Source organism: Ruegeria sp. BI12, assembly GCF_056537985.1.
The window spans coordinates 1,642,757-1,668,025 of the sequence record NZ_JBQFSL010000001.1; the positions used below are offsets into that span (position 1 = coordinate 1,642,757).

The window sequence follows — 25,269 nt, forward strand, 5'->3', positions numbered from 1 at the left end:
CATCTCCTCGGTTAACGCGCGGCTGCAATCGCGCGATATAAACAGGAGACCAAAATGAGCATCCGTAAATCCTCTCTGCTTTTGCCACGCGCCACTGGTTGGGCAGGTACATCCGCGCTTAGCGCCGCGTTGCTGGCAACGACTGCGCTGCCCTCGCTGGCCGACGAAGCCTTGGCTGACCTTGTCGAAAACGTATCCCCTTCGGTGGTGACCATCATCGCCGAACAGGACATTGTGCCCGTGCAAGCACAGGGACAGGGACAGAACTTTGATTTCGAAGACCACCCGTTCGGTGAATTTTTCAAACGCTTCGGCGCGCCGGAAGGCTTTCAGGCACCCCAACGCGGACCATCCCAGGGGCTGGGATCGGGTTTCGTACTCGACGAAGCGGGATACATCATCACCAACCACCATGTGGTCGACAATGCCTCAACCGTGACCGTCCGCCTGAGCGACGACCGCAGTTTTGAGGCCGAGATCGTGGGCACCGACCCGCTGACCGATATCGCCGTCCTAAAGATCGACGCCGGAGAAACCTTGCAAGCCGTAGAAATGGGCGACAGCGAAGTTATCCGTGTGGGCGAGGATGTGGTCGCCATCGGCAACCCGTTCGGCCTGCATTCGACCGTGACCACCGGTATCGTTTCCGCCAAAGGCCGCAATATCTCGGCCGGGCCATACGCAGAATTTATTCAAACCGACGCTGCCATCAACAAGGGCAATTCGGGCGGTCCGCTGTTCAACATGGAAGGCGAAGTGATTGGCGTGAACTCGGCCATCTACTCGCCCACCGGCGGGTCGGTTGGTCTGGGCTTTGCCGTGACATCGAACATCGTTGAACATATCGCCGCCGATCTGCGTGACGATGGTCAGGTCAGCCGCGGCTGGCTGGGTGTGTCGATCCAGAATGTCAGCCCGGAAATCGCAGCGGCCATGGGCATCGACGCCTCAACCGGCGCGTTGGTATCGGATGTCGTTGAAGGCAGCCCGGCGGAAGGTGTACTGGAACAGGGTGACGTTATCCTGACCTTCAATGATGAAGCCGTCGGCTCCAGCAGCGATCTGCCGATCCTCGTCGGAACAACCAAAGTCGGCACCGACAGTGTCATGACTGTTCTGCGCGATGGCAAAGAGCAGCAGATTGAGCTGACAATCGGCCAGCACCAGAGCGCCTCAGCCGAGGTCGACAAATCCGTGGACGAAGGCATCTCGGGCACTGCCCTGGGTGTGACCGTTGCGCCGTTGACCGAAAGTAACCGCGCACAAATGGGCGTCGGCGAAAATGTCGACGGTGTCGTTGTGACTGACCTGAAACCCGATAGCCCCGCCGCCAAGGCCGGACTGCAACGCGGCGACGTGATCGTGAAACTGGGCAGCCAGGAAACCGCATCACCCGACGCGCTAAAAGCCGCGCTGGACAGCGAAAAGACCGACCCTGCACTGGTGCTGATCAACCGGGGCGGAAACCAGATCTTCGTGGCGGTGGAAATCGCCTGACGCAAAGTCAGCGTACGCCATTTGATGGGGATTTCTGGCGTGCGCCTCCCTGGCGGATTGAATTGTCCGCATTCCGCCGGGACTGCCGGGTGCGCTGCAACGCACCCGGCACGTAGTTTACGCAAATTATGTGCTTTTCCGGAAATTTGTGTTTAAATCCCGATAGAAAGGAACCCGAAACATGAGCCGCCGCCTGCTGATCGTCGAAGATGACGAGGACACCCGTGAATTCATCGCCAAGGGCTTTGGCGAAGAAGGCTATGTGGTCGAGCAGGCCGCAGATGGCCGCGAGGGCCTTTACCACGCCACCGATGGTGGGTTTGACGCCATCGTTTTGGACCGGATGCTGCCGGGGCTGGATGGATTGTCGTTGATCCGTTCCTTGCGGGCGGCCGGGGTTAAGACCCCTACCCTAATGCTGACTGCGATGAGCGCGGTTGACGAAAGGGTTAAAGGCCTGCGTTCCGGTGCGGATGATTATCTGGTGAAGCCGTTTTCGTTTCAGGAGCTTCACGCGCGGATCGAAGCCCTGTTGCGGCGCCCGCAAGAATCCGAGGAAACCGCGACACTGACCTGCCGCGATCTTGAGATGGACCTGCTGACACGCAAAGTCACACGCGATGGACAAGAGATTTCCCTGACCCCACGTGAGTTCCAGATCCTTGAGTTCTTTTTGCGTCGCAAGAATCGCGTGGTTTCGCGCACCATGCTGCTGGAAGGCGTCTGGGATTATCATTTCGACCCGAATACCAACGTCGTCGACGTCCATATCTCCAAACTGCGCCGTCAGCTTGATGAGGGCGGCAAAAAGCCGTTGATCGAAACAGTCCGAGGCGCAGGTTACATGATATCAGATGGATAACCTGCGACTTTCGTTCAATAATTCTCGTACCCGCCTCGTTCTGGCCAGCATGGTTCTCAGCACTTTGCTGACCGCAATCGTGCTGGGGCTGGTCTACTTCACCGCCAATCGCAGTATCGAGGGTGAGACCCGCTCAGTGGTGTCCGCCGAACTGACAGGCCTGGCAGATGAATACGAACGACGCGGCCTGTTTGGCCTGTTACAAGCCATTGAGCGCAGGATTCCAACCGCGTCCGAGCGGGATGCCCTGTATCTTTTGACCGACCGGTTCGGTGTGAAGCTGGCCGGTAACCTCAAGCACTGGCCCGCGGATGTCACGGCAGGCAGCGGTTGGGTCGACCTCGATCTTCGCCGCGCCGATAACGACCAGTTGGTGCCGATCTCGGCTGCTTCGGTGCGCTTGCCCGGCGGCGAACGCCTGCTGGTTGGACGCGATGCCCTTGCGCGGCAACAATTCGACAGAGCGCTGTTGCGCGCGGTTGGCTTGGCACTTGCAATCGCGTTGGCACTGAGCCTTTTAACCGGTTGGCTTTTCACACGGCTGGTCTTCACTCGCCTGTCTGAATTTGCGGGCACGGCAGAAAACATTGTGTCGGGCGACCTGTCCCGCCGCATGCCTTTACGCGGAACCGGGGATGAGCTGGATCAGGTGGCCGGAACCCTGAACAGCATGTTGGACCGAATTGAGGAGCTGATCAGCAATCTACGGACGACCTCAAACTCAATCGCCCATGACCTGCGATCCCCCCTATCCCGCCTGCGTCAAAGGGTTGAGTCGCTGTCTGACCCAGCCAAAAGCGAATTGGACCGCGAGGTCGACGTGACCCGCGCGACGGCGGAAATCGACCATGTGCTACGTGTTCTTGGGCAGCTGACCGAAATCTCGCGCGCCGAGGCCGGTGTTGGGCGGGAACAGTTCGAACCTGTGGACTTGCAGCAACTGATTGGCGACGTTGTCGAACTTTATGATCCTGTTGCGACCGATCAGGGAATTTCTTTAGAAGTTGTAGGCACCGCTCACACTGTTCAGGGACATCGCCCTCTTCTGTCGCAAGCTCTATCGAACTTGTTGGAAAACGCCATGCGTTACGCCCCTGCAGACACAGCGATCACGATCACCCTCTCAGAAAGCGGCCCCTTCACCTGCCTGAGCGTACGTGACCGGGGCCCGGGTGTCCCAGAAGAGGACTTACCACGTCTTCAGGTGCCCTTTGTCACGCTCGACCCTGCGAGGACCGAGCGAAACTCGGGGTTGGGTTTGGCTTTGGTCGCAGCGATTTCCCACATGCATGACGGCGCATTCGAAGCGCGCAATTGCGATCCGGGCCTTGAGGCCATAATCAAACTGGCCCGCAAGCCCTAGCTGGGCAAGCCATTGATCGCCATCATCTTGTTTTTATAGCGTTTATCCGCCGTCACATCCGCTCCGAACCAAGCCGGCGGCAAATATGCCCTTGCCTCGGCTTCAGTGTCGAACTCAACCTCGACCAGCCGCAACGGTGCAAGGTCCCCCAGAAATATGTCCAGCTCAAACACCCGACCGTCCGGCAGCGTCCCGGTATAGCGTTCCTTCTCGACCCGGCGCCCTTCGGTTTCCGGCCAGAAGGTCTCGAACTGCTCGACGGTGATCTCGGCCTCGCGTTCTACGCGCACCAGCGAACCCGCCCCTTTAAGAGTAAGGAAATGGCGGTCATTCTTTTGCCGCAGACGCAGTTCGGTGGAATCGTCCGGAGCCGTCAAATAGCCTTGGCGGACGACAGCCTGATCCGCGTCGCTCAGGTCTGGCAGTTCCGTCACCAGAAATTTGCGTTCAATTTCTGTGCTCATTGCTTTGAAGCCGATCTGTTTTCTATCTCGTCAAACAATTTTTGATAGGCCGTGCTGGCAGCGCTGCGTGGGGCGTATTCATTGACCGGCGCACGGTTCTGCCCCATCCGTTCAATATCCGCCGCAAACGGGATCGCGCTTTGCAGGAACCGCTTGCAATGAAGCTTTCGCATTTCATCCATCGTCTCATGGTGCAGGGTCTTGCGTAGCTGCACCATGGAAAAGAATGCGTTCAACTTCTTCTTCGACAACTTGTTGGCATCAAAAAACCTGACCAACTGATCGAAACTTCGTTTCGATAGCGTCGTCGGGATCACCGGAACCACGATCTGATCCGCGGCTTTAAAGACGTTTTCCGACAGGGTCGAAAAGTTGGGTGGGCAATCCAGTATGATCACGTCGTAATCGCTGCCCGCGGCAATCAGCGCCTTTTTCAGCCTTGATCGTTTGTTCCGCATCCGCGACAGGAAGACGTCGAAATCCCGGAAGGTCATGTTTGCCGGGAGCACGTCCAGCCCTTCGAAATCGCTGGCGCGAATGGACTTGGTAAAGCGCGCGACATCATCAAAAAACCGCGCATCTGTCAGCTTTTTGGATGGCTTAACGCGCAGATAAAACCCAGACGCGCCCTGCGGATCCAAATCGCACAACAGAACTTTGTGCCCCGCCACCGCGTAGGCATGGGCTAAATTGACCGAGGTCGCGGTTTTGCCCACACCGCCCTTGTTGCTGTAACAGGCAATGATTTTCATTCCTCAGCCCTCCTTGTGGTGAAACAATTTTCGGAACAGGTGCCGGATATCCGGGCTGTCGAATTGTTTGAAATTTGCTATGACGCGGTCACGTTCCGCCCTTTGGCGTTGATCCAGAACCGCAATCAGACCGCCAACCGACAAAGCCAACTGCGCGTCAGCGCGGCCTTGGGTATTGCTGTGTTGTTTAACGAAGTTTTGGAGTGCTAATTGCTGTACCGAGAAATCGTTGAACAGACCCAGATTATCCTGCAGCTTTTTTAACGGCTTGATGATCGTTTTGAACGCCTTGGCGTCGAACAACGGTGCAAAGAACTCCATAAGGTAACGCAGCTTCTTACAGTCGATCCGCAGATTATGCACAACTTCGTCAGGCGTGTGCGGCGTGATCCGCCGCGCCAGTTTGCAGGTTTTACGGTAGCGTTTCCAAATCAGAGAACATGCAAAATCATAGGCCGGCCGATCCGCATTTGGACCAGGCCGCAGATTGGCCGGATCTGCGAAAAGTTCGGTCAGCTTTCGCATCTGCGTGTCATAGCCTTGCGTCAAAAAGCGACGGGACAGGCGGCCAAGTGCTTGGGCGCGTTCGTTTTCGAATTGCGTAAACATGGCCCTGACGCCGTCATGAAGGTTGACCGGTATCAGATTGAAGTAACTATCTTTTTCCAACAGATAAACATCCAAATCTCGCACTCGGCCAGTTGGTTCCATTAAACCCGAAAACTCACGCTTTAGTTCGGCGGTTTGTTCGAGCGAAAACACGTCTTTGAACAGGCTGATCACCGATCGCACACGGCGCAATGAAACGCGATAATCATGCAGAAACTCGGTGTCGATATCATTGATCACACCGGCTTCATTCTGGCGCGCGACCGCCAGATAAGTGCGGATGATGTCCGTGGCGACTTCGATCGAAGGTTCATGGGTTTCGATCCTGATCTGTGGCTTCGCCTTGTAAATGGTCGCCTTGGGAAACAGTCCGTCAAACACTGGTTCCGTGCTGTTTGCAGCAGCGTCCATTTTCTTCAGCTTTTGACAAAATGACTTGAACGCCCGGTCATATCCGCGCATGTGCCGAACCGTTACAACCGATACCTGCCCCTGATCCGACGACAAGAGCATCATCGTGCCGCGCACCTGCGTTTTTTGCTGGTCACCCAGAACCACAAATGAGCGGTGTTCGACCCTGCCTGACCCGACATTCATCAGCGCCCGCAACTTGGGAAATCCAGCTAGTGCAACTTTGACGGGACCGTCCGTTAGGTCCTGAACGAACTTTCCCTCTCCTCTGCATCCTTGGATCTGGGATTTTCTGCCGCACAACAAGATCAAGGACCCATCGATCTGGATCAAAGCCCTGCCAGATGCCCGAAGGGTTTGATCGTGGCAATCCAGAATATCAAAACGTCTGGCAGGTTCAGCGGCCTCAAACCGCAACGCCAGTCCTTTCAGAGACTGTGCAAACCTCGCCTCATCAAACGCGCCCCGGATGACAAAACAGCTTTTGACCCGAACCATTAAGCGCGTCCCTTTCACGGAATATCCAGTATGTCATAATGAATTCATATTCCTTCAATCCAATCAACGACTAACTCTGCTGATCAACCGCTATGGCGCAAACGTTAGATTTTGCACCAACAACCGAATGACTCTGCCAGGCCATTTGGCTAATACAAGGGAATGTCCGATCCCGTTTCATCAATCCGCAATCTCGGCCCGGCCTTTGAACAATCCTGCGCACGCGCAGGCATTCACTCTGCGCAGGAATTGCGCGCACTGGGGGCGGATGAAGCCTATGCACGACTGCTGCAGGCCGGTACCCGGCCGCATTTCATCGGATACTACGTTTTGGTGATGGGATTGCAGGGGCGCCCTTGGAACGATTGCAAGGGCGAGGAAAAAAAGGCTTTGCGCAAAACGTTTGACGCGATCAAATCCAGTGTCAGCATCGCCCCGGAAAGCCAGATGATTTCTGATCTGGATGCGATAGGCGTACGGATCGCGCCAAAAGACCTAAAACAGGTCTGAAACGAAAAAGGCCGCACCCCGATGGGATACGGCCTTAAAGTTCGTCTAGTGGCGGTTTAGCCGACCAGTTCGATACCCGAGAAGAAGTATGCGATCTCAACAGCTGCCGTTTCCGGCGCGTCCGAACCGTGGACCGAGTTTTCGCCAACTGATTCAGCGAACTCGGCGCGGATGGTGCCGGCGGCTGCGTCTGCAGGGTTGGTTGCGCCCATGACTTCGCGGTTCTTGGCAATGGCGCCTTCGCCTTCCAGAACCTGAACAACAACCGGTGCCGACGACATGAATTCGCACAGTTCGTCATAGAACGGACGCTCGGCGTGCACGTCATAGAACTTGCCAGCCTGAGCTTTGGTCATGTGGATGCGCTTTTGCGCAACGATGCGCAGGCCGGCTTCTTCAAACTTGGCGTTGATTTTGCCAGTCAGGTTGCGGCGGGTTGCATCGGGTTTGATGATCGAAAATGTGCGTTCCAGTGCCATGTCGGCCTCTCCTTACTATATGGCGCGGGGTCCGCGCCGAAATCCATCGCGCGCCGCCTAACATGGTATCAGCCTCATGAAAAGTGGAATGATTGCACCGTTTGGGATTTGGCGATCAGATTGTGTCCGGCAATGGCTTCAACGCGTCGACCCGGCGAACATAAAGCACGGCGAGCAGACCGACAAAACCACAGACGAACATCATGCCCAGCACCAGATACGGCCCATTTTCGGGGCTGACAAACGCGCCGGTCATTAAGGTCAGAATTGCTCCCAAGGCGACGATCATCGCACCGGACAATCCAGCCGCGCTACCCGCCAGTTTGGGCCGCACGGACATGACTCCCGCCGACGCGTTGGCATTGGTCAAACCGTTGCCGAAACCCACGCAAATGGCGGACCCAAAGAATACCCAGACCGAGCCCAGACCCGCTGTGAACAGTAGCAATCCGCACAGTGGCCCGGTTGAGGCGACAACCCGCCCGATCAGGATCATCGTCGTCAGCTGTGTGTGCGCCGCGATGCGCCCGGTGATGAAGTTGCCTACCATGAAACCGCCGGTGATAATCCCGATCCCCAGCCCCAGCATGGCGGGGCTCAGATCGAACCACTCTGCTGCGACAAGAGGCGCGCCGGTGATGAAGCTGAAAAAACCGCCGATCGAAAATGCCGCGCACAGCGCGTATCCCCAGAACCGACGCGCGCGCAACAGGTGGGGATATTCCTTTAGCTGAGCCGAAAAGGTTGCGGACCGGTTCGTACTCGTTTCACCCATATCGGCCCATAACAGCGCCAGCATTCCCGCCCCAAGCACCGAGTACAGGACGAACCCGGCCCGCCAGCCAAACAGCATATCCAACGCACCGCCCAGCATCGGGCCAAGCATCGGCGCCAATGCCATTGCCATTGCGACATATCCCAATTTGCTGGCGGCCTCGTTCGGGGCATAGAGATCCCGGATCGAGGCACTGGACAGCACGGGCCCGGCCACCACTGCGGCTTGCAGCAAACGGAAGCCAAGGAACATCCAGATCGACTCGGCCAGTACGCAACCGACCGAGGCAACGGCGAAAATGCCCATACAAATCAATATGATCGGCCTGCGGCCAAACCTGTCCGACAATGGTCCTACGATCAGCTGCAAAATGGCGGATACTGCCAGATACCCGGCGACAGACAGATTAATCAGGCCGTAATCGACCTGAAACCCCTCAGCCATCCGTGCCAGCGAGGGCAGAAACATGTTCAGCGACAGCACCGATAATGCCGTGGCGAAGATCAATGTAATCAGTGAGGGGGGCGTCAGTGCCGCGCGCATGATAAAAACCGTCGAAAAATGCCAACCCGGCCAGCGCTAACACATTGCTTGGATATTGAACATGCCAAGCCGCTGGCGGCGGCATCTCGGCTCTGCTAAGAGCGCGTCATGCTACGGATCGAAGACATCACATATGCGGTTGAAGGCCGTCCCCTGTTCGATGGGGCCAGTGCCACCATTCCTGATGGGCACAAGGTTGGCCTCGTGGGGCGAAACGGTACGGGGAAAACCACCCTATTCCGGCTGATCCGGGGCGAATTGGCCTTGGAATCGGGCAATATCACGGTCCCTAAACGCGCACGCATTGGCGGGGTCGCGCAAGAGGTGCCCTCGTCCGATGTCTCGCTGATCAACACGGTTCTGGCCGCCGATACCGAGCGCAGCGCGTTGATGGCCGAAGCCGACAGCGCGACCGACCCCTCCCGCATCGCTGAAATCCAGACCCGACTGGCCGACATCGACGCCTGGTCGGCCGAGGCGCGCGCGGCTTCGATCCTCAAAGGCCTGGGGTTTGACGACGAAGACCAACTGCGCCCCTGCTCAGACTTCTCGGGCGGCTGGCGGATGCGCGTGGCCTTGGCGGCGGTACTGTTTTCCCAGCCCGACCTGCTGCTGCTCGACGAACCGACCAACTACCTTGACCTCGAAGGCGCGCTGTGGCTGGAAAGCTATCTGGCGAAATATCCCCACACGGTGATTATCATCAGCCACGACCGCGGGCTGCTGAACCGTGCGGTAGGTTCAATCCTACATCTGGAAGACCGCAAGCTGACCTATTACGCGGTGCCCTACGACAAATTTGCCGAACGTCGCGCCGAGCGGCTGGCACAAGCGGAATCTGAGAACGCCAAGGCCAAGGCTCGCATCGCCCACTTGCAAAGCTTCGTGGACCGGTTCCGGTACAAAGCCTCTAAAGCCGTTCAGGCACAGTCGCGCTTGAAAATGATCGAACGCATCCAACTGGTTTCGACCCCGCAAGAAGCCGCGCTACGCGCATTCTCCTTCCCTGAGCCCGAGGAGCTATCTCCCCCGATCATCCAGATCGAAGGTGGCGTGACCGGCTATGGCGAAACAGAAGTACTGCGCCGTCTGAATCTACGTATCGATCAGGACGACCGGATCGCGTTGCTGGGCAAGAACGGTCAGGGCAAATCAACCCTGTCCAAGTTGCTGTCCGACCGCCTGCCTTTGATGGCTGGCAAGATGTCCCGCAGCAACAAGCTGAGGATTGGCTATTTCGCACAGCATCAAGTGGATGAGCTGTATGTGGACGAAACACCGCTGGACCACTTGCGCCGCCTGCGCCCGAATGAGGCGCCGGGCAAATGGCGGTCGCGTCTGGCGGGGTTCGGATTGAACTCGGATCAGGCCGAGACACGGGTTGGGCGCTTGTCGGGGGGGCAGAAAGCGCGGCTGTCGCTGCTGCTAGCCACCATCGACGCGCCGCATATGCTGATCCTGGACGAACCGACCAACCACCTGGACATCGAAAGTCGCGAGGCCCTGGTCGAGGCGTTGACCGCCTATTCCGGCGCGGTGGTTCTGGTCAGCCACGATATGCACCTTTTGTCGCTGGTTGCGGATCGGCTGTGGCTGGTCTCGAACAGCACTGTGAAGCCCTTCGACGGCGACCTCGAAGCCTATCGGGCCATGCTTCTGGCCCGCGACAAGCCGGTCAAAGTGAAATCGCAGGAGATCAAGCCCAAGCGACCGTCGCGCGAGGCGGTGCTGGCCCTGCGGGCAGACCTTCGAAAATGCGAAGACCGGATCGAAAAGCTGACGGATATGCACGACAAACTATCAGCCAAACTGGCGGATCCTGCGCTTTACGAGGACGACAAGATCAACGATCTTGAGACGTGGAATCGGAAATTTACCGAAGTCGTTGAAGCCATGCAAAAGGCCGAGGCCCTGTGGGTCACTGCCGCCGAACGTTTGGAAGAGGCTGAAACGACATGACGATACCCGTGGTCGAAACCAATGCCATGATCCAGGGCATGAGGCCGCAACTGCAGGACGGCGAATTCGCCTTTGTCGTCTGGCCGCAGGGACGCGAGTGGCCCAAAGGAACGCGCGCAAGCTGTGTGGAAGCCGAAGGTCTCTCCCTCATCGTGCCGATCGAAGCCGCGCCAGTTGATGCAGTCAGCATGAAGTGCATCACCTTGCAAGTTCACTCGTCGCTGGAAGGCGTCGGTCTTACTGCTGCTGTGTCAGCTGCTCTGGCCCAAAGCAACATTCCGGCGAATATGGTCGCAGGGTTTCACCATGATCATGTTTATGTTCCCAGCAATTTGGCGGAAACAGCGGTGTCCGTTCTGTTAGACCTACAACAAGGTGCTGGCAAATGATCGACATCGCCTTTTTCATCACCGCTTTCACCACCCTGTTCGTGGTGATTGACCCGTTCGGCACGACGCCGATCTTCGTCGCGTTGACGCAGGGCATGGATGCCCGCGCGCGCCGCAAGGTTGCTTTGCGCACCTGCGCTACGGCGTCTGGGATCCTGATTGCATTTGCCGCCTTTGGCGAGGCGGTGCTGGGCTTTGTCGGAATCTCGATGGAGGCCTTCAAGGTCGCCGGAGGTGCGCTGCTGTTCCTGACCGCGCTCGACATGCTGTTTGAGCGCCGCACCAAGCGCCGCGAAGACCGGGTTGAAGAAGAAGAGGAACACCACGACCCGTCTGTGTTTCCGCTGGCCATTCCGCTGGTTGCCGGTCCGGGATCAATCGCGACCATTATCCTGCTGGCCGGACAGCACCCCGGTATTCTTGGCATTGTCGAGGCCTGCATCGTCATGCTGGCGGTCATGGCAGTTGTTTTGACCTTATTCCTATCCGGCGGCTTGATAGCCCGCCTGTTGGGTAAAACCGGTCTGAACGTTTTGACCCGGTTGCTGGGCATGTTGCTAGCGGCGCTGTCCGTTCAATTCATCCTGGACGGCCTCAAGGCCTTTGGTTTTGCGTCGTAAATCCCCATATACCTTTCAGTAGATATTGTGAGGAGCGCTATGGACGGCGACAGCATTGGACGTTTGGTATATCTAGCTGTGCTTGGTACGGCCGTTGTGGCGTGGTTTGTCGCACAGAACCGGCAGTCTCTGAATAAAACCATGCAACAGGCCATGGCATGGGTTTTTATCTTTATCGGTGTCATTGCTGTTGTCGGCCTGTGGGAAGACATCCGCACCACCGTTGGCCCAGCCCCGCAGATGACTGTCACAGGCCAAACGGTCGAAGTTCCGCGTGCCGCCGACGGCCATTATTACCTGCCGGTGCAGGTTAACGGAGAACCGATCTCTTTTCTGGTCGACACCGGCGCAAGCCAGATTGTCCTAAGCTCAGGTGACGCTGAACGTCTTGGCATCGACCCCGATCAGTTGAACTATTTCGGCCGGGCAAACACGGCCAATGGGGTCGTTCGGACCGCGCCCGTGCGCCTGGAGACGATGGAATTGGGACCAATCGCCGATGGTAACGTCCCGGCTTGGGTCAATGAGGGAGAGTTGGACAAATCCTTGCTGGGTATGGACTACCTGCATCGGTTTTCGAACATCCAATTCGCCAACGGTCGCCTGCTTTTGTCGCGTTAAGGCATCTTTTTCTGCAACTCCCCGATTGAGAACAAAATGGGAACATGCTAATCTGACAGCATGTCTACACATCTTCTTGGTCGCAAACCCGCGCGTGAAGTGCCGGGAATAGATCTTCATCCGCAGATCAGACTGCAACTGGCCCGCGTGCACGAGGCCTGCGGCCCCGCCCGGCGCAGCTTTGCCATGTGGCTGGCAGGTCAGGCGCAGGGTCCGGTGCTGTGGATCGCACCCGCATGGGAGCCCGGCCAACTCAACCCCGATGGTATGATGGCCTTTGCCGATCCCGCCCGGTTCATCTTTGTTCGCCCGACCCGATCCGAAGACCTGTTGTGGTGCGTAGAAGAGGCGCTGCGCAGCGGGGCCATCCCGTTGGTCATCGGTGATCTGCCAGGTGCGCCGGGCTTGACGCCGGTGCGACGCATGCATCTGGCTGCCGAACAAGGTGGTGCGATGGGGCGGGCTCCGCTTGGGGTGCTGCTGACCCCTGGTGACGGCGGCGCGCAAGGGGTCGAGACGCGCTGGCACATGGCCGCAGACCATCAGGCAGAGGCCCGACGCTGGACCCTGACCCGCCGCCGTGCCCGCGCCCTGCCCCCGGTCAGCTGGCACGCCACGCAGACCAAACCGCGCGCCGGTCTGAACCTGCAGCAGATCGCCACAGAGGACACACCCGTGTGATCATCCCCTCCTCACGGGGTTTGTGACTGGCCAAAGCAAGGGCCGAGCCCTAGCGTTCCGGGATGAGCCACGCGATCCATGATAGTCGATACTCCTGGCTGCGGCTTGCGATCACCTTGATCATCGCAACCGTTGCAAATGTGGGAATGTGGGCCGTCATTGTTGTAATGCCTGCCGTCGAGGCGCAATTCGGTGCCAGTCGCGCCGAGGCCGCAATGCCTTATACGCTGGCCATGATCGGATTCGCCCTCGGCAACCTGTGGATGGGGCAATTGGTGGATCGACTGGGTGTCACCAAAGCTTTGATCGGGGCGGCAACTCTCAGCGCCATCAGCTACCTTATGGCCACAATGGCACCCAGCATTTTGACGTTGTCCGTCGCACATCTTTCCTTGGGTCTCGGCGCATCAATAGGATTTGGACCGCTGATCGCTGACATCTCGCACTGGTTCATGAAACGCCGTGGGATCGCCGTGGGGCTGGTGGCAAGCGGAAACTACCTGTCAGGGGCTATCTGGCCGACATTGCTGTCCGGCATACTTGCGCGCGAAGGCTGGCAGCAGGTTTACCTTACGCTGGCGGTTATCACGCTGCTTGTCGTTATCCCCCTGTCCCTGCTTCTGCGCCGACAGGTTCCGGCCGAGGCACACAGAACCGCCGCCACTGCCGCACAAATCAAGGCGCGCAGTGTTGGCATTTCCCCCCGTTCGCTTCAATACATCCTCGGTCTGGCCGGGATTGCGTGCTGCGTTGCAATGTCGATGCCTCAGGTACACATCGTGTCCTATTGCGTCGGGTTGGGATATGGACCCACCGTCGGAGCGGAAATGCTGTCGCTGATGCTGTTCGGAGGTGTAATCAGCCGCGTAATCTCAGGCCTTATTTCCGACCAACTGGGCGGCGTTCCGACGGTTCTGATCGGCTCGGTCCTGCAATGCCTCGCGCTGCTATTGTTCCTGCCTTATGACGGGATGGTGTCACTCTATGTGATAAGCCTGCTTTTTGGCCTGTCACAAGGCGGCATCGTGCCCGGCTATGCCCTTGTCGTGCGCGAATACATGCCCCCTAAGGAGGCTGGCGCGCGTGTGGGCTTCGTCATGATGATGACGATCATGGGCATGGCGCTGGGGGGATGGATGTCCGGCTGGATTTACGACGTGACTGGCAATTACCAACTGGCCTTCGTGAACGGCATTCTATGGAACGGCCTGAACATCGGAATTCTGCTGTTTCTACTCAGCCGCTCGCGCCCCCGAAGACAAGAGGTTTTGGCATGAGATCATTGACGCGGCGCTTTCTGATTGCGGGTCTGGCGAGCATTCCGTTGGCACGGCCAACTCATGCTGCGTTGGTCCAATATGAATTGTCTAGAGCCGGGACGTCCGTCGGGTTTTCCTTCGTGCTTTCGGGGGTCGCACAGTCAGGCAAGATGCCGATCCAATCGGCAGATATCCAGGTCGACACGGATCAGTTGCAAAACAGCCGTGTCACCGTCGTTTTGAACGTCGCCGCAGCGCGCACCCGACTACCATTTGCCCGCGGCCCGATGCTTAGCGAAAGCGTACTGAACGCGAAGGAGTTTCCGACCATCACGTTCAAATCCACCCGGATACAGCTTGGCCCGACCGGTCGTATTTCAGAAGGCGCAACCATTACCGGTGATCTGACGGTTCGCGGTGTCACACGCCCCGTGACTCTGCAGGCTAATCTGTACCGCGAACCCGGATCCGAAGCAGACGATTTGAACGCGCTGTCCATTCGGCTGTCCGGTGCGCTGAACCGCAATGACTTCGGTGCCTCTGGCTATCCCGAACTGGTTGCCGACATGGTCTCGCTGAACATCCGGGCCGAACTGATCCGCATGACCTGAATGCCAAAGGACAAAAAACGACGCGCAGAGGTCGAATTATCACGCGCAGCGCTGGCGGATGCGGTAATGCTGGGCGCACTATGCGCACGATCATTTCTTTTGCCGCCCTGTTTCTTTCTGTCATTCTTCTGCAGCTCTCGACGGGCGGCGTCGGACCATTGGATGCCATTTCCGGCATTACGCTTGATTTCTCGACGGAACAGATCGGTCTCTTAGGTTCGGCACACTTCATAGGTTTCTTTGTTGGCTGCTGGTGGGCCCCTCGTCTTATGGGAACTGTAGGACACTCGCGTGCTTTTGCCGTTTGCACTGCTTTGGGCGCGATGGGGCTAATCGGACACACTCTGACAGACAATCCATATATCTGGGCCGCCCTGCGTATCGCATCCGGAACATGCGTGGCCGGAAGTTACACCGTTATCGAGGCTTGGCTAAATGCCAAAGTCACCAATGAAACACGTGGCCGAGCAATGGGAACCTATCGTATTGTCGATATGGGGGCATCACTCGGGGCTCAGCTGATTATCGCAGTTCTTCCGCCTGCGTCCTACGTTTCGTACAACCTATTGGCCATTCTGTGCTGTGCTTCGCTGTTGCCGCTGACATTAACACGCGCCAGCCAGCCTAAAACACCGGACGCGCCACGCCTGCGCCCAAAACTCGCATGGCGCAGTTCGCCGCTGGCAGTTGCCGGTGTGATTGTGGCCGCGTTGAGTTCAGCGTCATTCCGGATGGTTGGCCCCGTTTACGGTCAAGAAGTTGGCCTTGCCGTGGACCAGATTGCTTTCTTCCTGGCCTCTTTTGTTCTGGGTGGCGCGCTTGCTCAGTATCCGATGGGCTGGCTTGCCGACAAATACGACCGGCGCTGGGTCTTAATCTGGCTCTCGATTGCAGCGGTTCTGAGTTGCGGAATAACAATGGCCGCAAGTGGGACGGGAACGGTCGGGGTTATGCTTGCCGCAGGTTTGTTCGGGTTTACAACCTTCCCGATCTTTTCGGTGTCATCGGCGCACGCGAATGATTTCGCAACAACCGAACAGCGCGTCGAATTATCAGCCGCACTGATGTTCTGGTACGCCCTGGGCGCGATTGCCTCGCCTTATATTTCATCGACGTTGATCCAACAGTTCGGGCCCGGAGCCCTCTTCGCGTTCGTTGCACTGGGGCATATTTTCCTGATCATCTTTGGTCTTGCCCGAATGCGGTCGCGCCCGACGCCGGAAGAAAGAACAAACTATGTCTACGCGCCGCGCACATCGTTCACGATTGGCCGTTTGCTCAAACGGTCCCGCGAGGGGAAATAGAAAAAGGGCCGGGAAACACCCGGCCCTTCTGGTTAGTGTTCAGTGCGGGGTTCTTGTTCGACCACCTCAGCCTCTTCCACAGGTTCGACCGTCGGTTCCAGCGCGCCGTTTACGACGCCCCCGACACCGTTCTCCATCGACAAGCCCAGTTCTTCGCCCAGCTTCTTGAGCGCGGGCATCTGCACGGCCATACCCATGATCGAGTCCAGAGCCTGATTGACGACCGGCTTGTCGCCGCTTGACGCAATACCGCCGTTGCCGCCGCCAATGCCACCAACTTGGTGGATTTTGATCGAGTCGATCTTCTCAGCCGGCTTGACCATTTCCGAGATGATCGACGGCATGGTCTCAATCCGCGCCAGATCAACCTTCATGCGAATCTGATCCACCGACAACGCATTGTCTGCTTCGACGATTGCACGCTTACCTTCGGCTTCAGCCAACATGTCGTTCTTCTTGGCCTCGGCACGGATGTTCAGTGCGTCAGCCTCAGCCTGCGCTTCCTCACGGCGGGCTTCAGCACGGTCAGCGGCAGCTTCTTTCTCAGCCTGCGCAGCCAAACGGATCGCGGTTGCCTGACGCTCAGCCTCGCGTGTGGCCTCAATTAGGACAATCTGCTTCTGGCGCTCTGCTTCGGCCACCTGACGGGCGGTTGCAACGGCTTCGGTCGCCTTGGTCGCCTCGGCGCGGGCCAGATCGGCTGATGCACGCGCGCGGCTTTCCTCTTCGGATTTCTGCGCGATGATGATCTGGCGCTCTTGTTCAGCCACTTCCAGTTCACGTTCTTTCGAAATCTCAGCCTCGCGGATTTTGCGCTCACGCTCAATGTCCGCCGAACGGATCGCTTCTTCCCGTGCAATCCGAGCGCGTTCTGTTTCACGTACGGAGTCTTCGGTCCGTGCGGCGATCTCGGCCTCTTGCGCGACGCGCAGGGTTTCGACCTGTTGCGCCTGTTCGATGCGCGCCTGTTCTTCGTCCTTTTCGATCAACAGTTTCTGACGCTGGGCCTCCATCGACGCACGACGCACCTCAACCTCGGCGTCTGCATCAATTTGCGCGCGTTCTTTCTTTGAGGTCGCAATCACCTCGGCCAGCTTGCGCATACCGACGGCGTTAAAGGCGTTGTTCTCGTCCAGCGCCTCAAACGGTGTTTGGTCGAGCGCCGTCAGCGAGACGGATTCCAGTGACAGACCGTTTTTAAGAAGGTCCTCTGATACCGCATTCTGCACCTCTTGCACAAAGTCAGCGCGATTTTCATGTAGACCGTCCATCGTCATCTGAGCAGCAACAGCGCGCAGACCGTCGATCAGCTTACCTTCGATCATTTCACGTAGTTGCTCGACATCGAACGTCCGGTCGCCCAGTGTTTGCGCGGCGCGCGCAATCCCCTCTTCGGTCGCCATGACCGAGACGTAGAACTCGACGCCCACATCGACACGCATCCGGTCCTTGGTGATCAGCGCGGCCTCGCCGCTGCGCTGAACCTCTAGGCGCAAAGTCTTCATGTTGACCGGGCTGACCTCATGCAGCAGCGGCACGATGATGACGCCGCCATCCATGATGACTTTCTTGCCGCCCGCACCGGTTTTCACAAGGCTGATCTCTCGGGTCGCGCGTTTATAGAGACGGCCAAGCACAAGGCCAATAAACAAGACTACTGCTAAAATGGTCACAACTGTGACGGCAAGGAATGGAAGTTCCATGCAATATCCTCCATGATGGGGTTAGAAATTTTGGTTATTCAGACAAACCGACCAGAACGAACCGGTCGCGCCGTCGGTCGCGCAGCACCAGCACATCGGTGCCTTGTTTCAGCGCGTCCTTGTCCTGCAACGGCTCTGCGCGCAGGTAGTGGGTGTTGCCGAACCGATCCATGACACGCACCTCGGCGGGACGTCCGCGCGATGCGGTACCCTGGGTGATTACGCCGCGACGGCGGGCAAGCAGCCGTTCCGACGTTGCCTCGGTCTCGGTCTTGGGCAGCAAGCGGGCAAAGACCCCGCCAAAGCCACGAGCAAACCAAAGGCCGAAGGCACCTGCAGGGATAGCGGCCACCCAAGCAGGCAGGTCGAAGCCCAGCAGATCGCGCAGCGCCAACTGCAGGCCCATACCAGACAGGCCAAAACCCGCCAGCAGAACGACCAGCCAGATCATGAACGGCACTTTGCCGATCCCAAGCCACGCCAAGGATCCCGAAGAGGCCGCGCCAGGCGAGTCCGCTTCGACCTCGGCCAACTCAAAGTCACCTAGGTCGACATCGGCATCGATATCCAGATCGAAATCACCAACGTCGAGATCCGGGGCGTCAACAACGTCCAGATCAACCTCGCCCTCGCCCGCCATCAGGCTTCCACCCAGGACCAGCGCAATCAGTTCCAGCCCAAGCAGGCCGAACAGAAGCGCAAGCGCCAAGGTAAAGGGTGCAAACGCACCCTCGAGCAGAAAGTCGAACATCAGTTGTTTGCCCTCGTTATTGTATACTTTGGTATACATACTAGATGGGGAGTCATTGCGAAAATTCAAGAGGTTGTGATTCTAATTTACAACTCAGGGGTATTGCAGGAATTGAAGGACACGCAATCCAAGGCTGCAACTCAGGTCAATTTTCCCGCCTGGCCGTACCTAAAATGACATCCTGACGAAAGCCGGGGTTTTGCTGGCGAGTAACATAATGTAGACGGGCGCGCAGACAGTTACGCGGAAACGGAACATGGCTCGAATTCTCATCACTTCGGCGATCCCTTACATCAACGGGATCAAACACCTCGGCAACCTGATCGGCTCGCAATTGCCGGCTGATCTGTACGCGCGCTACCTGCGTGGCCGGGGGAACGAGGTCATGTTCCTGTGCGCCACGGACGAACACGGCACCCCGGCCGAACTGGCTGCCGCGAAAGCGGGTAAGCCAGTGGCTGAATACTGCGCGGACATGTACGAAGTTCAGGCCGACATCGCAAAGCGTTTTGGAATGAGCTTTGATCACTTTGGTCGCTCGTCCAGCGAACAGAACAAAAAGCTGACCCAGCATTTCGCAGGTAAACTGGATGAGGCCGGGTTGATCCGTGAGGTCACGGAAAAACAGGTTTATTCCAACGCCGACGGTCGTTTCCTCCCTGACCGTTACATTGAAGGTACCTGCCCCAACTGTGGTTATGAGCGCGCGCGGGGCGACCAGTGTGAAAACTGCACCAAGCAGTTGGACCCGACCGACCTGATCAATCCGCGCTCGGCCATTTCCGGTTCGACCGATCTGGAGGTGCGCGAGACCAAGCACCTGTATCTGCGTCAATCGGCGATGAAGGATCAGCTGGACGCATGGATCGACAGCAAGAAAGACTGGCCGATCCTGACCACTTCGATTGCCAAGAAGTGGTTGCATGACGGTGACGGCCTGCAAGACCGCGGCATCACCCGCGATTTGGATTGGGGCGTTCCGGTCAAGAAAGGCGATCAGGACTGGCCCGGCATGGAGGGCAAGGTCTTTTACGTCTGGTTCGATGCGCCGATCGAGTACATCGCCTGCGCCAAAGAGTGGGCGGATGCCAACGGCAAGACCGACGCAGACTGGGAACGCTGGTGGCGCACTGATAAGGGCGCCGACGATGTGCGCTATGTCCAGTTTATGGGTAAAGACAACGTGCCCTTCCACACGCTGAGCTTCCCCGCGACCATTCTTGGCTCGGGTGAGCCGTGGAAAATGGTCGACCACCTGAAATCGTTCAACTATCTGAACTATGACGGCGGTCAGTTCTCGACTTCGCAAGGCCGCGGCGTATTCATGGATCAGGCGCTGGAAATCTTGCCCGCCGACTACTGGCGCTGGTGGCTGCTGAGCCATGCGCCCGAAAGTAGCGACAGTGAGTTCACGTGGGAAAACTTCCAGCAGTCGGTGAACAAGGATTTGGCGGACGTTCTGGGCAACTTTGTCAGCCGCATCACCAAGTTCTGCCGTTCGAAATTCGGCGAGGCTGTACCAGAGGGCGGAGCTTATGGCGAACGCGAAAAGGCGCTGATTGATGAATTGACCAAACGCGTTCGGGCCTATGAAGGACATATGGAGGCGATGGAGGTCCGCAAATCCGCGCAGGAATTGCGTGCGATCTGGGTTGCAGGAAATGAATACCTGCAGGCCGCCGCACCATGGTCGACTTTCAAGGAAGACCCAGAGCAGGCTGCCGCGCAGGTGCGTCTGGGCCTGAACCTGATCCGTCTCTATGCCGTGCTCAGTGCTCCGTTCATCCCTGAAGCCTCGGCCAAAATGCTAAGCGCGATGAACACATTGGACACGGGCTGGCCCGAAGATGTTGCAGCCGCGCTGGACGCCCTGCCCGCCGGTCACGAATTCACAGTACCGGACGTCCTGTTCGCCAAGATCACAGACGAACAACGCGAAGACTGGCAATCCCGGTTCGCTGGAATCCGCGATTGATCATCAGATCGATATGCCATTGCAACGGAGGCCCTGTGGCCTCCGTTTTCGTTTGAAACGGGGGAAATTCCTAGCTTTGCCTCACAATCCGTTCAGGTTCCTGCGCGTAAGTCCGCCTGCGAACGGGAAAATTTCCGAGCAAGTCAACCGACTGACGCATTCAAGAAGCTTGAGATAAAGTTTCAAAACGGCCATCCTGCTTAGGAATTTGCACGACTCGTCGCGGCAACCGACCTGCCCCGGCGCAATATCCATAAGTTTAACGAGGCGCCTGCCATGTCCCTTGCAATCAAGAATTCCTTTTTTCGCCACAGCGGTCCGGTCCTGGCCATTGCAGCACTGACCAGTTTGGGCGTCTCGTATGCGGCGCTGGCGCAGGACCAAAGCGATGCACCACCACCAAAAGTTTCGATCGCAGCCGCCTATACCGAAGAAATCACCGATCAGGCCGTCTTCATCGGGCGTGCCGAGGCTATTAACAAGGTCGACATCGTCGCCCGCGTAAATGGCTTTCTTGAAACTAAGGACGTAGAAGACGGCGCACTGGTCAAGAAAGACGACCTGTTATTTACGATTGAGCCCGACCTCTACCAGGCGAACGTAGAAGCGCGCAAAGCCGATCTCGAACGTGCTGAGGCTAATCTGGAACTGGCCAAGATTGATCTGGCCCGGAAGGAAGAGCTTTATCAGCGCGATGCGACGCCGGAAGCTGAGCGTGACACCGCGCGCGCCAACGAACTGGTTGCCGAAGCCGAGGTGAAGGCGGCCAATGCTGCCATTCAGCAAGCTAACCTGGATCTAAGCTACACAGAGATTCACGCTCCGTTTGACGGGCGGATTGGGCGTGTAGAAACCAGCGTAGGTGACGTTGTCGGGCCCACAAACCCCCCGCTTGTCAACCTGGTCAGCGAAGCTCCGATTTATGTGAATTTCTCGCTAAACGAAAAACAATTCACCTCGGTCCTCGAACAGGTTGGAGAGAGCGCAGCGTCACTGGCTGAAAGCAACAAAAGCCCGAATGTGCACCTGACCCTACCCAATGGAACCAAGCTGGACGAAACAGGTGAGATTGTTTTCGTGGACAACCGCATTGATCCGCTGACGGGTGCGATCACCCTTCGCGCCGAGTTTCCCAACGCGGACCGCTATATTATTGACGGCCAATTCCTGAGTGTTCAGATCGAAGCCCTGGAGCCGACGCTTCAGGTGCTCATCCCACAGGCCGCGTTGCAGCGTGACCAGCGTGGTGAGTTTGTGCTGGTGGTGAATGACAAGCAGATGGTCGAACAGCGCTATATCACAACCGGTGACGTGGTCGGCACGGCGATAATTGTACTGGATGGGCTTCGCGAAGGAGAAAGCGTTATCGTCGAAGGTCTGCAGCGGGTTCGTCCCGGTGTTGCGGTGGATGCCGTTGTCGCATCTGAGCAGCCGGGAGAGTAACAGATGTTCTCTGCCCTGTTTATCAGCCGGCCAAAGCTGGCACTTGTCATTTCGCTGGTCCTTACGATCATGGGCGGCATCGGCTATTTAGTTCTGCCAGTCGCCCAGTTCCCTGACATCACTCCACCCGTCGTCAGTGTGACGACAACCTATACCGGCGCGAACGCCGAAACCGTGGAAAACACCGTCGCCGCCCCGATTGAGGCGCAGGTCAACGGTGTGGACGACATGATCTACATGACGTCAACTTCGTCCGACAACGGGTCCTATTCACTGAATGTCACGTTCGAAGTTGGGACCGACCCGGATATCGCGTCGGTCAACGTGCAGAACCGCGTGGCACAGGCCATGTCATCCCTGCCGGCCGAAGTGACATCTTCTGGTGTGGTCACACAAAAAGCCTCAACAAACATGCTGTTGCTGGTAACGCTGACCTCACCGAACGAGACGTATGATAGTGTCTTCCTGTCGAACTATGCGTCGATCAACCTGAAAGACGCCCTGGCACGTGTTCAGGGTGTAGGTAAAGCGGACGTTCTGACCAATCTGGAATACGCAATGCGGATCTGGATGGACCCGGACCAAATGGCCGCTTTGTCCATCACTCCGGGTGACGTGATCAACGCCATTCGTGAACAAAACGTCGAAGTTTCGGCCGGTTCAATCGGGGCGCCTCCGGTGCCGGAGGGGCAGACCTTTCAGTACACGATCAAGACCAAAGGCCGCCTGACCTCGGCCGCCGAATTCGGCGACATTGTTATCCGTACCGGAGATGCGGGTTCAATCGTGCGCGTCAAGGACATTGCGCGGGTCGAGCTGGGTGCCGAGTACTATGCGGCCTCGGGTTACTTTGATAGCGTCCCTGCAACTGTTATTGGCATCTATCAGGCACCCGGTGCGAACGCGCTGGCCGTGTCGGACCGAGTGGAGGCCGAGCTGGAACGTTTGTCTCGTTCCTTCCCGACAGATGTGGAATATGATGTTCCCTTCAACACAACGGACTTTGTTGAGCAGTCGCTGAATGATGTGGTCTCGACCCTGATCCTGACCTTTATTCTAGTGATCTCTGTCGTCTTCGTTTTCCTTGGAAGCTGGCGTGCGACGATCATTCCGGCGGTTGCGATCCCGGTCTCATTGATCGGGACATTCGCCTTCCTGCTGCTGTTCGGCATGTCGTTGAACACGATTTCGCTGTTCGCCCTGGTTTTGGCTATCGGGATCGTGGTGGATGACGCCATCGTTGTGGTTGAAAACGTCGAACGGATCATCGCGGACGAAGGGTTGCCACCTGCCGAGGCGACGCGCAAAGCCATGGGGCAAATCACCGGTCCCGTGATTGCGACAACTCTGGTTCTGCTGGCGGTGTTCGTACCCGTGACCTTCATGCCCGGCATCTCAGGGCGATTGTACTCGCAGTTCGCCGTGACGATCTCGACCGCGGTGGTGATCTCGTCGATCAACGCGTTGACCCTGTCGCCGGCGTTGTGCGGATTGGTTCTGAAAGCCCGTTCCGGCCCGCCCAAAGGACTATTGGCCGTGTTCGAGAGCTTTATCGGCACCATCCGCAGCGGTTACGTCGCCATTGTGCGTAAGCTGCTTATACTTCCCATTGTCGGGCTGGGTATGATTGCGGCCTTCGCCGTAGGCACAGGCACAATTATGTCCAACACCTCAAGCGGCTTTCTTCCTCTTGAGGATAACGGCTATCTGTTTGTGGACATCCAGCTGCCCGATGCCGCGACCCTAGAACGGACCGAGGCCGTTTCAGCCCGGGTCGACGAACAAATCCAACAGATCCCGGGCGTATCCAGTACCGTTCTGATCAACGGCTTCTCGCTGTTGAACGGCACAACCACCAACGGCGCGGCGATCTTTGTCAACCTCGACAACTGGGACCTCCGGCAGGAAGACGACCTGAGCGCAAACGCCATCCTCGCCAAGGTTTTGGCCATTGCAAATGGCGAATCCGCGGCCTCGATCGTGGCCTTCAACCCACCACCCATCCAGGGTCTCGGTATGTCAGCCGGTGTTGAGATGGAGGTTCAGCAGACGGGAGGCGGCTCGCCCCAGGATTTGGCTTCTGCGGTCGGTTCCTTTGTATATTCGGCAAATCAACGGGCGGAAATCGGGCAAGCCTACACCACCTTCCGTGCCAACGTTCCGCAGCTTTTCGTGGATCTGGACCGGGAAAAGGCCAAGACGCTACAGGTGTCTGTGGCCGAGGTGTTCCAGACTATGCAAGCACAATTGGGCTCATACTACGTGAACGACTTCAACCTGTTTGGTCGCGTCTATCGCGTGATGATCCAGGCCGACGGTTCTTATCGTGACAATGTCGAGGATATCGCGAACCTGTATGTGCGATCGACCAAGGGTGAGATGGTGCCTCTCGGCACGCTCATCGACGTTGAAAACGTACTGGGTCCGGTCTTGCTGAAACGTCACAACCTGTTCCGTTCAGCAACCGTGACGGCGGTTCCGGCTCCGGGGCTTTCCACCGGTGACGCGATCAACGTAATGACCGAGGAATCCACGACCGCCCTGCCGCCGGGCTATGCCTTTGAGTGGACCGGGACTGCGCAGCAACAATTGGCAACCGGTGGTCTGGTGGTCATCATCCTGGGGCTTGCGATCCTGTTCGGTTACTTGTTCCTTGTTGGGCAATACGAAAGCTGGACCTTACCCGTCTCGATCCTGCTATCCGTGATCGTCGCCCTGTTCGGGGCGGTGGCGGCCGTGGCCATCGTGGGTAGTGATATCAACCTGTATACGCAGATCGGGATGATCATGCTTGTGGGGTTGGCGTCGAAGAACGGCATCCTAATCGTTGAATTCGCGATGGAGCAACGTGCCAAGGGGTTGTCGGTCAAAGATGCCGCTGCCGAGGCCGCCTTCCAGCGTTTCCGCGCGGTGATGATGACGGCCTTGTCCTTCCTGCTGGGTGTTGTGCCATTGTTGGCGGCCAGCGGCGCGGGCGCAGCCAGCCAAAAAGCCATTGGTGTCGCCGTGTTCGGCGGGATGCTGGCGGCCACTCTGGTGGGCGTGATCCTCGTGCCGGTTCTCTACGCCCTGCTGCAAGGGTTCCGGGAATGGATCAAAGGAACCAAGGACGATCCGGGCCCTTCAGAAGAAGCGGCCTGATTGAAACAAAAAAAAAGCCCCGCCAATCTAGCGGGGCTTTTTTCTTAGG

22 protein-coding genes are annotated in these 25,269 nt (G+C 57.7%); 15 read left to right on the top strand and 7 right to left on the bottom strand.

The features are described 5' to 3' along the window. The first annotated feature begins 54 nt into the window (after positions 1-54). The 3 genes from ACR0AK_RS08430 to ACR0AK_RS08440 all read left to right on the top strand — a co-directional run bounded on the left by ACR0AK_RS08430 (position 55) and on the right by ACR0AK_RS08440 (position 3,722). Positions 55-1,497 (top strand): Do family serine endopeptidase, encoded by a 1,443-nt coding sequence (locus ACR0AK_RS08430; protein WP_480792988.1) that lies wholly within the window; start codon positions 55-57, stop codon positions 1,495-1,497. A gap of 181 nt (positions 1,498-1,678) precedes the next feature. After that, positions 1,679-2,359 carry a response regulator transcription factor gene (locus ACR0AK_RS08435; RefSeq protein ID WP_170557710.1) on the top strand — a complete coding sequence of 227 codons (681 nt, stop codon included), beginning with the start codon at positions 1,679-1,681 and terminating at the stop codon, positions 2,357-2,359. Continuing rightward, positions 2,352-3,722 (top strand): sensor histidine kinase, encoded by a 1,371-nt coding sequence (locus tag ACR0AK_RS08440; RefSeq protein ID WP_480792989.1) that lies wholly within the window; start codon positions 2,352-2,354, stop codon positions 3,720-3,722. The genes ACR0AK_RS08435 and ACR0AK_RS08440 overlap by 8 nt, the downstream gene beginning before the upstream one ends. Here the strand turns inward: ACR0AK_RS08440 and ACR0AK_RS08445 are convergent. The 3 genes from ACR0AK_RS08445 to ACR0AK_RS08455 are packed head-to-tail and all read right to left on the bottom strand — an operon-like array spanning position 3,719 to position 6,456. Beyond that, positions 3,719-4,186 (bottom strand): CYTH domain-containing protein, encoded by a 468-nt coding sequence (locus tag ACR0AK_RS08445; protein WP_480792990.1) that lies wholly within the window; start codon positions 4,184-4,186, stop codon positions 3,719-3,721. The two genes, ACR0AK_RS08440 and ACR0AK_RS08445, sit on opposite strands and share 4 nt — an antisense overlap. Beyond that, positions 4,183-4,938, bottom strand: a complete 756-nt coding sequence (locus ACR0AK_RS08450; RefSeq protein WP_480792991.1) for a ParA family protein — start codon at positions 4,936-4,938, stop codon at positions 4,183-4,185. Before ACR0AK_RS08450 ends, ACR0AK_RS08445 begins: the two co-directional genes overlap by 4 nt. A gap of 3 nt (positions 4,939-4,941) precedes the next feature. Next, positions 4,942-6,456 (bottom strand): CHAD domain-containing protein, encoded by a 1,515-nt coding sequence (locus tag ACR0AK_RS08455; RefSeq protein WP_480792992.1) that lies wholly within the window; start codon positions 6,454-6,456, stop codon positions 4,942-4,944. A gap of 162 nt (positions 6,457-6,618) precedes the next feature. Between ACR0AK_RS08455 and ACR0AK_RS08460 the strand changes: the two genes are divergently transcribed. Next, a complete protein-coding gene (locus ACR0AK_RS08460; RefSeq protein ID WP_480792993.1) occupies positions 6,619-6,966 on the top strand; it encodes a TfoX/Sxy family protein in 348 nt (115 codons plus the stop codon). A gap of 56 nt (positions 6,967-7,022) precedes the next feature. Here ACR0AK_RS08460 and ndk read toward each other — a convergent pair whose 3' ends face one another. Then, on the bottom strand, positions 7,023-7,445 hold the full coding sequence (gene ndk / locus ACR0AK_RS08465) for a nucleoside-diphosphate kinase (protein ID WP_170557721.1): 423 nt from the start codon (positions 7,443-7,445) through the stop codon (positions 7,023-7,025). A gap of 115 nt (positions 7,446-7,560) precedes the next feature. Then, complete coding sequence (locus ACR0AK_RS08470) at positions 7,561-8,763, bottom strand: multidrug effflux MFS transporter (protein ID WP_480792994.1); 1,203 nt, start codon at positions 8,761-8,763, stop codon at positions 7,561-7,563. A 108-nt stretch (positions 8,764-8,871) separates the two neighbouring features. On the opposite strand from ACR0AK_RS08470, the gene ACR0AK_RS08475 reads away from it, so the two are divergent. From ACR0AK_RS08475 to ACR0AK_RS08510, 8 genes are all read left to right on the top strand, one after another. Beyond that, positions 8,872-10,722, top strand: a complete 1,851-nt coding sequence (locus ACR0AK_RS08475; RefSeq protein WP_480792995.1) for an ABC-F family ATP-binding cassette domain-containing protein — start codon at positions 8,872-8,874, stop codon at positions 10,720-10,722. Further along, positions 10,719-11,111 (top strand): ACT domain-containing protein, encoded by a 393-nt coding sequence (locus tag ACR0AK_RS08480; protein ID WP_480792996.1) that lies wholly within the window; start codon positions 10,719-10,721, stop codon positions 11,109-11,111. The genes ACR0AK_RS08475 and ACR0AK_RS08480 overlap by 4 nt, the downstream gene beginning before the upstream one ends. Continuing rightward, on the top strand, positions 11,108-11,731 hold the full coding sequence (locus ACR0AK_RS08485; protein ID WP_170557728.1) for a MarC family protein: 624 nt from the start codon (positions 11,108-11,110) through the stop codon (positions 11,729-11,731). Before ACR0AK_RS08480 ends, ACR0AK_RS08485 begins: the two co-directional genes overlap by 4 nt. A gap of 39 nt (positions 11,732-11,770) precedes the next feature. Next, positions 11,771-12,352, top strand: a complete 582-nt coding sequence (locus ACR0AK_RS08490) for a retropepsin-like aspartic protease family protein (RefSeq protein ID WP_480792997.1) — start codon at positions 11,771-11,773, stop codon at positions 12,350-12,352. A 60-nt stretch (positions 12,353-12,412) separates the two neighbouring features. Beyond that, positions 12,413-13,033, top strand: coding sequence for an ImuA family protein (locus tag ACR0AK_RS08495; protein WP_480792998.1), 621 nt, complete (start codon positions 12,413-12,415; stop codon positions 13,031-13,033). Positions 13,034-13,095: 62 nt separating this feature from the next. Next, on the top strand, positions 13,096-14,310 hold the full coding sequence (locus ACR0AK_RS08500) for an MFS transporter (protein ID WP_480792999.1): 1,215 nt from the start codon (positions 13,096-13,098) through the stop codon (positions 14,308-14,310). Then, positions 14,307-14,903, top strand: a complete 597-nt coding sequence (locus tag ACR0AK_RS08505) for a YceI family protein (protein WP_480793000.1) — start codon at positions 14,307-14,309, stop codon at positions 14,901-14,903. The genes ACR0AK_RS08500 and ACR0AK_RS08505 overlap by 4 nt, the downstream gene beginning before the upstream one ends. Before the next feature lie 80 nt (positions 14,904-14,983). Further along, the gene (locus ACR0AK_RS08510) at positions 14,984-16,207 is read left to right on the top strand and encodes an MFS transporter (protein WP_170557738.1); all 1,224 of its coding nucleotides are present in this window, start codon (positions 14,984-14,986) and stop codon (positions 16,205-16,207) included. 32 nt (positions 16,208-16,239) lie between these two features. Here ACR0AK_RS08510 and ACR0AK_RS08515 read toward each other — a convergent pair whose 3' ends face one another. Continuing rightward, positions 16,240-17,910 carry a flotillin family protein gene (locus ACR0AK_RS08515; RefSeq protein ID WP_480793001.1) on the bottom strand — a complete coding sequence of 557 codons (1,671 nt, stop codon included), beginning with the start codon at positions 17,908-17,910 and terminating at the stop codon, positions 16,240-16,242. 34 nt (positions 17,911-17,944) lie between these two features. After that, on the bottom strand, positions 17,945-18,700 hold the full coding sequence (locus ACR0AK_RS08520) for an OB-fold-containig protein (RefSeq protein WP_480793002.1): 756 nt from the start codon (positions 18,698-18,700) through the stop codon (positions 17,945-17,947). 217 nt (positions 18,701-18,917) lie between these two features. Here ACR0AK_RS08520 and metG point away from each other — a divergent pair, with 217 nt between their 5' ends. From metG to ACR0AK_RS08535, 3 genes are all read left to right on the top strand, one after another. After that, entirely contained in the window at positions 18,918-20,636 is a 1,719-nt protein-coding gene (gene metG, locus ACR0AK_RS08525) for a methionine--tRNA ligase (RefSeq protein WP_480793003.1), read from the top strand. Positions 20,637-20,912: 276 nt separating this feature from the next. Then, the gene (locus ACR0AK_RS08530; RefSeq protein ID WP_170557743.1) at positions 20,913-22,079 is read left to right on the top strand and encodes an efflux RND transporter periplasmic adaptor subunit; all 1,167 of its coding nucleotides are present in this window, start codon (positions 20,913-20,915) and stop codon (positions 22,077-22,079) included. Between the two features lie 3 nt (positions 22,080-22,082). Continuing rightward, positions 22,083-25,220, top strand: a complete 3,138-nt coding sequence (locus tag ACR0AK_RS08535; RefSeq protein ID WP_480793004.1) for an efflux RND transporter permease subunit — start codon at positions 22,083-22,085, stop codon at positions 25,218-25,220. The last annotated feature ends 49 nt before the right edge of the window (positions 25,221-25,269 follow it).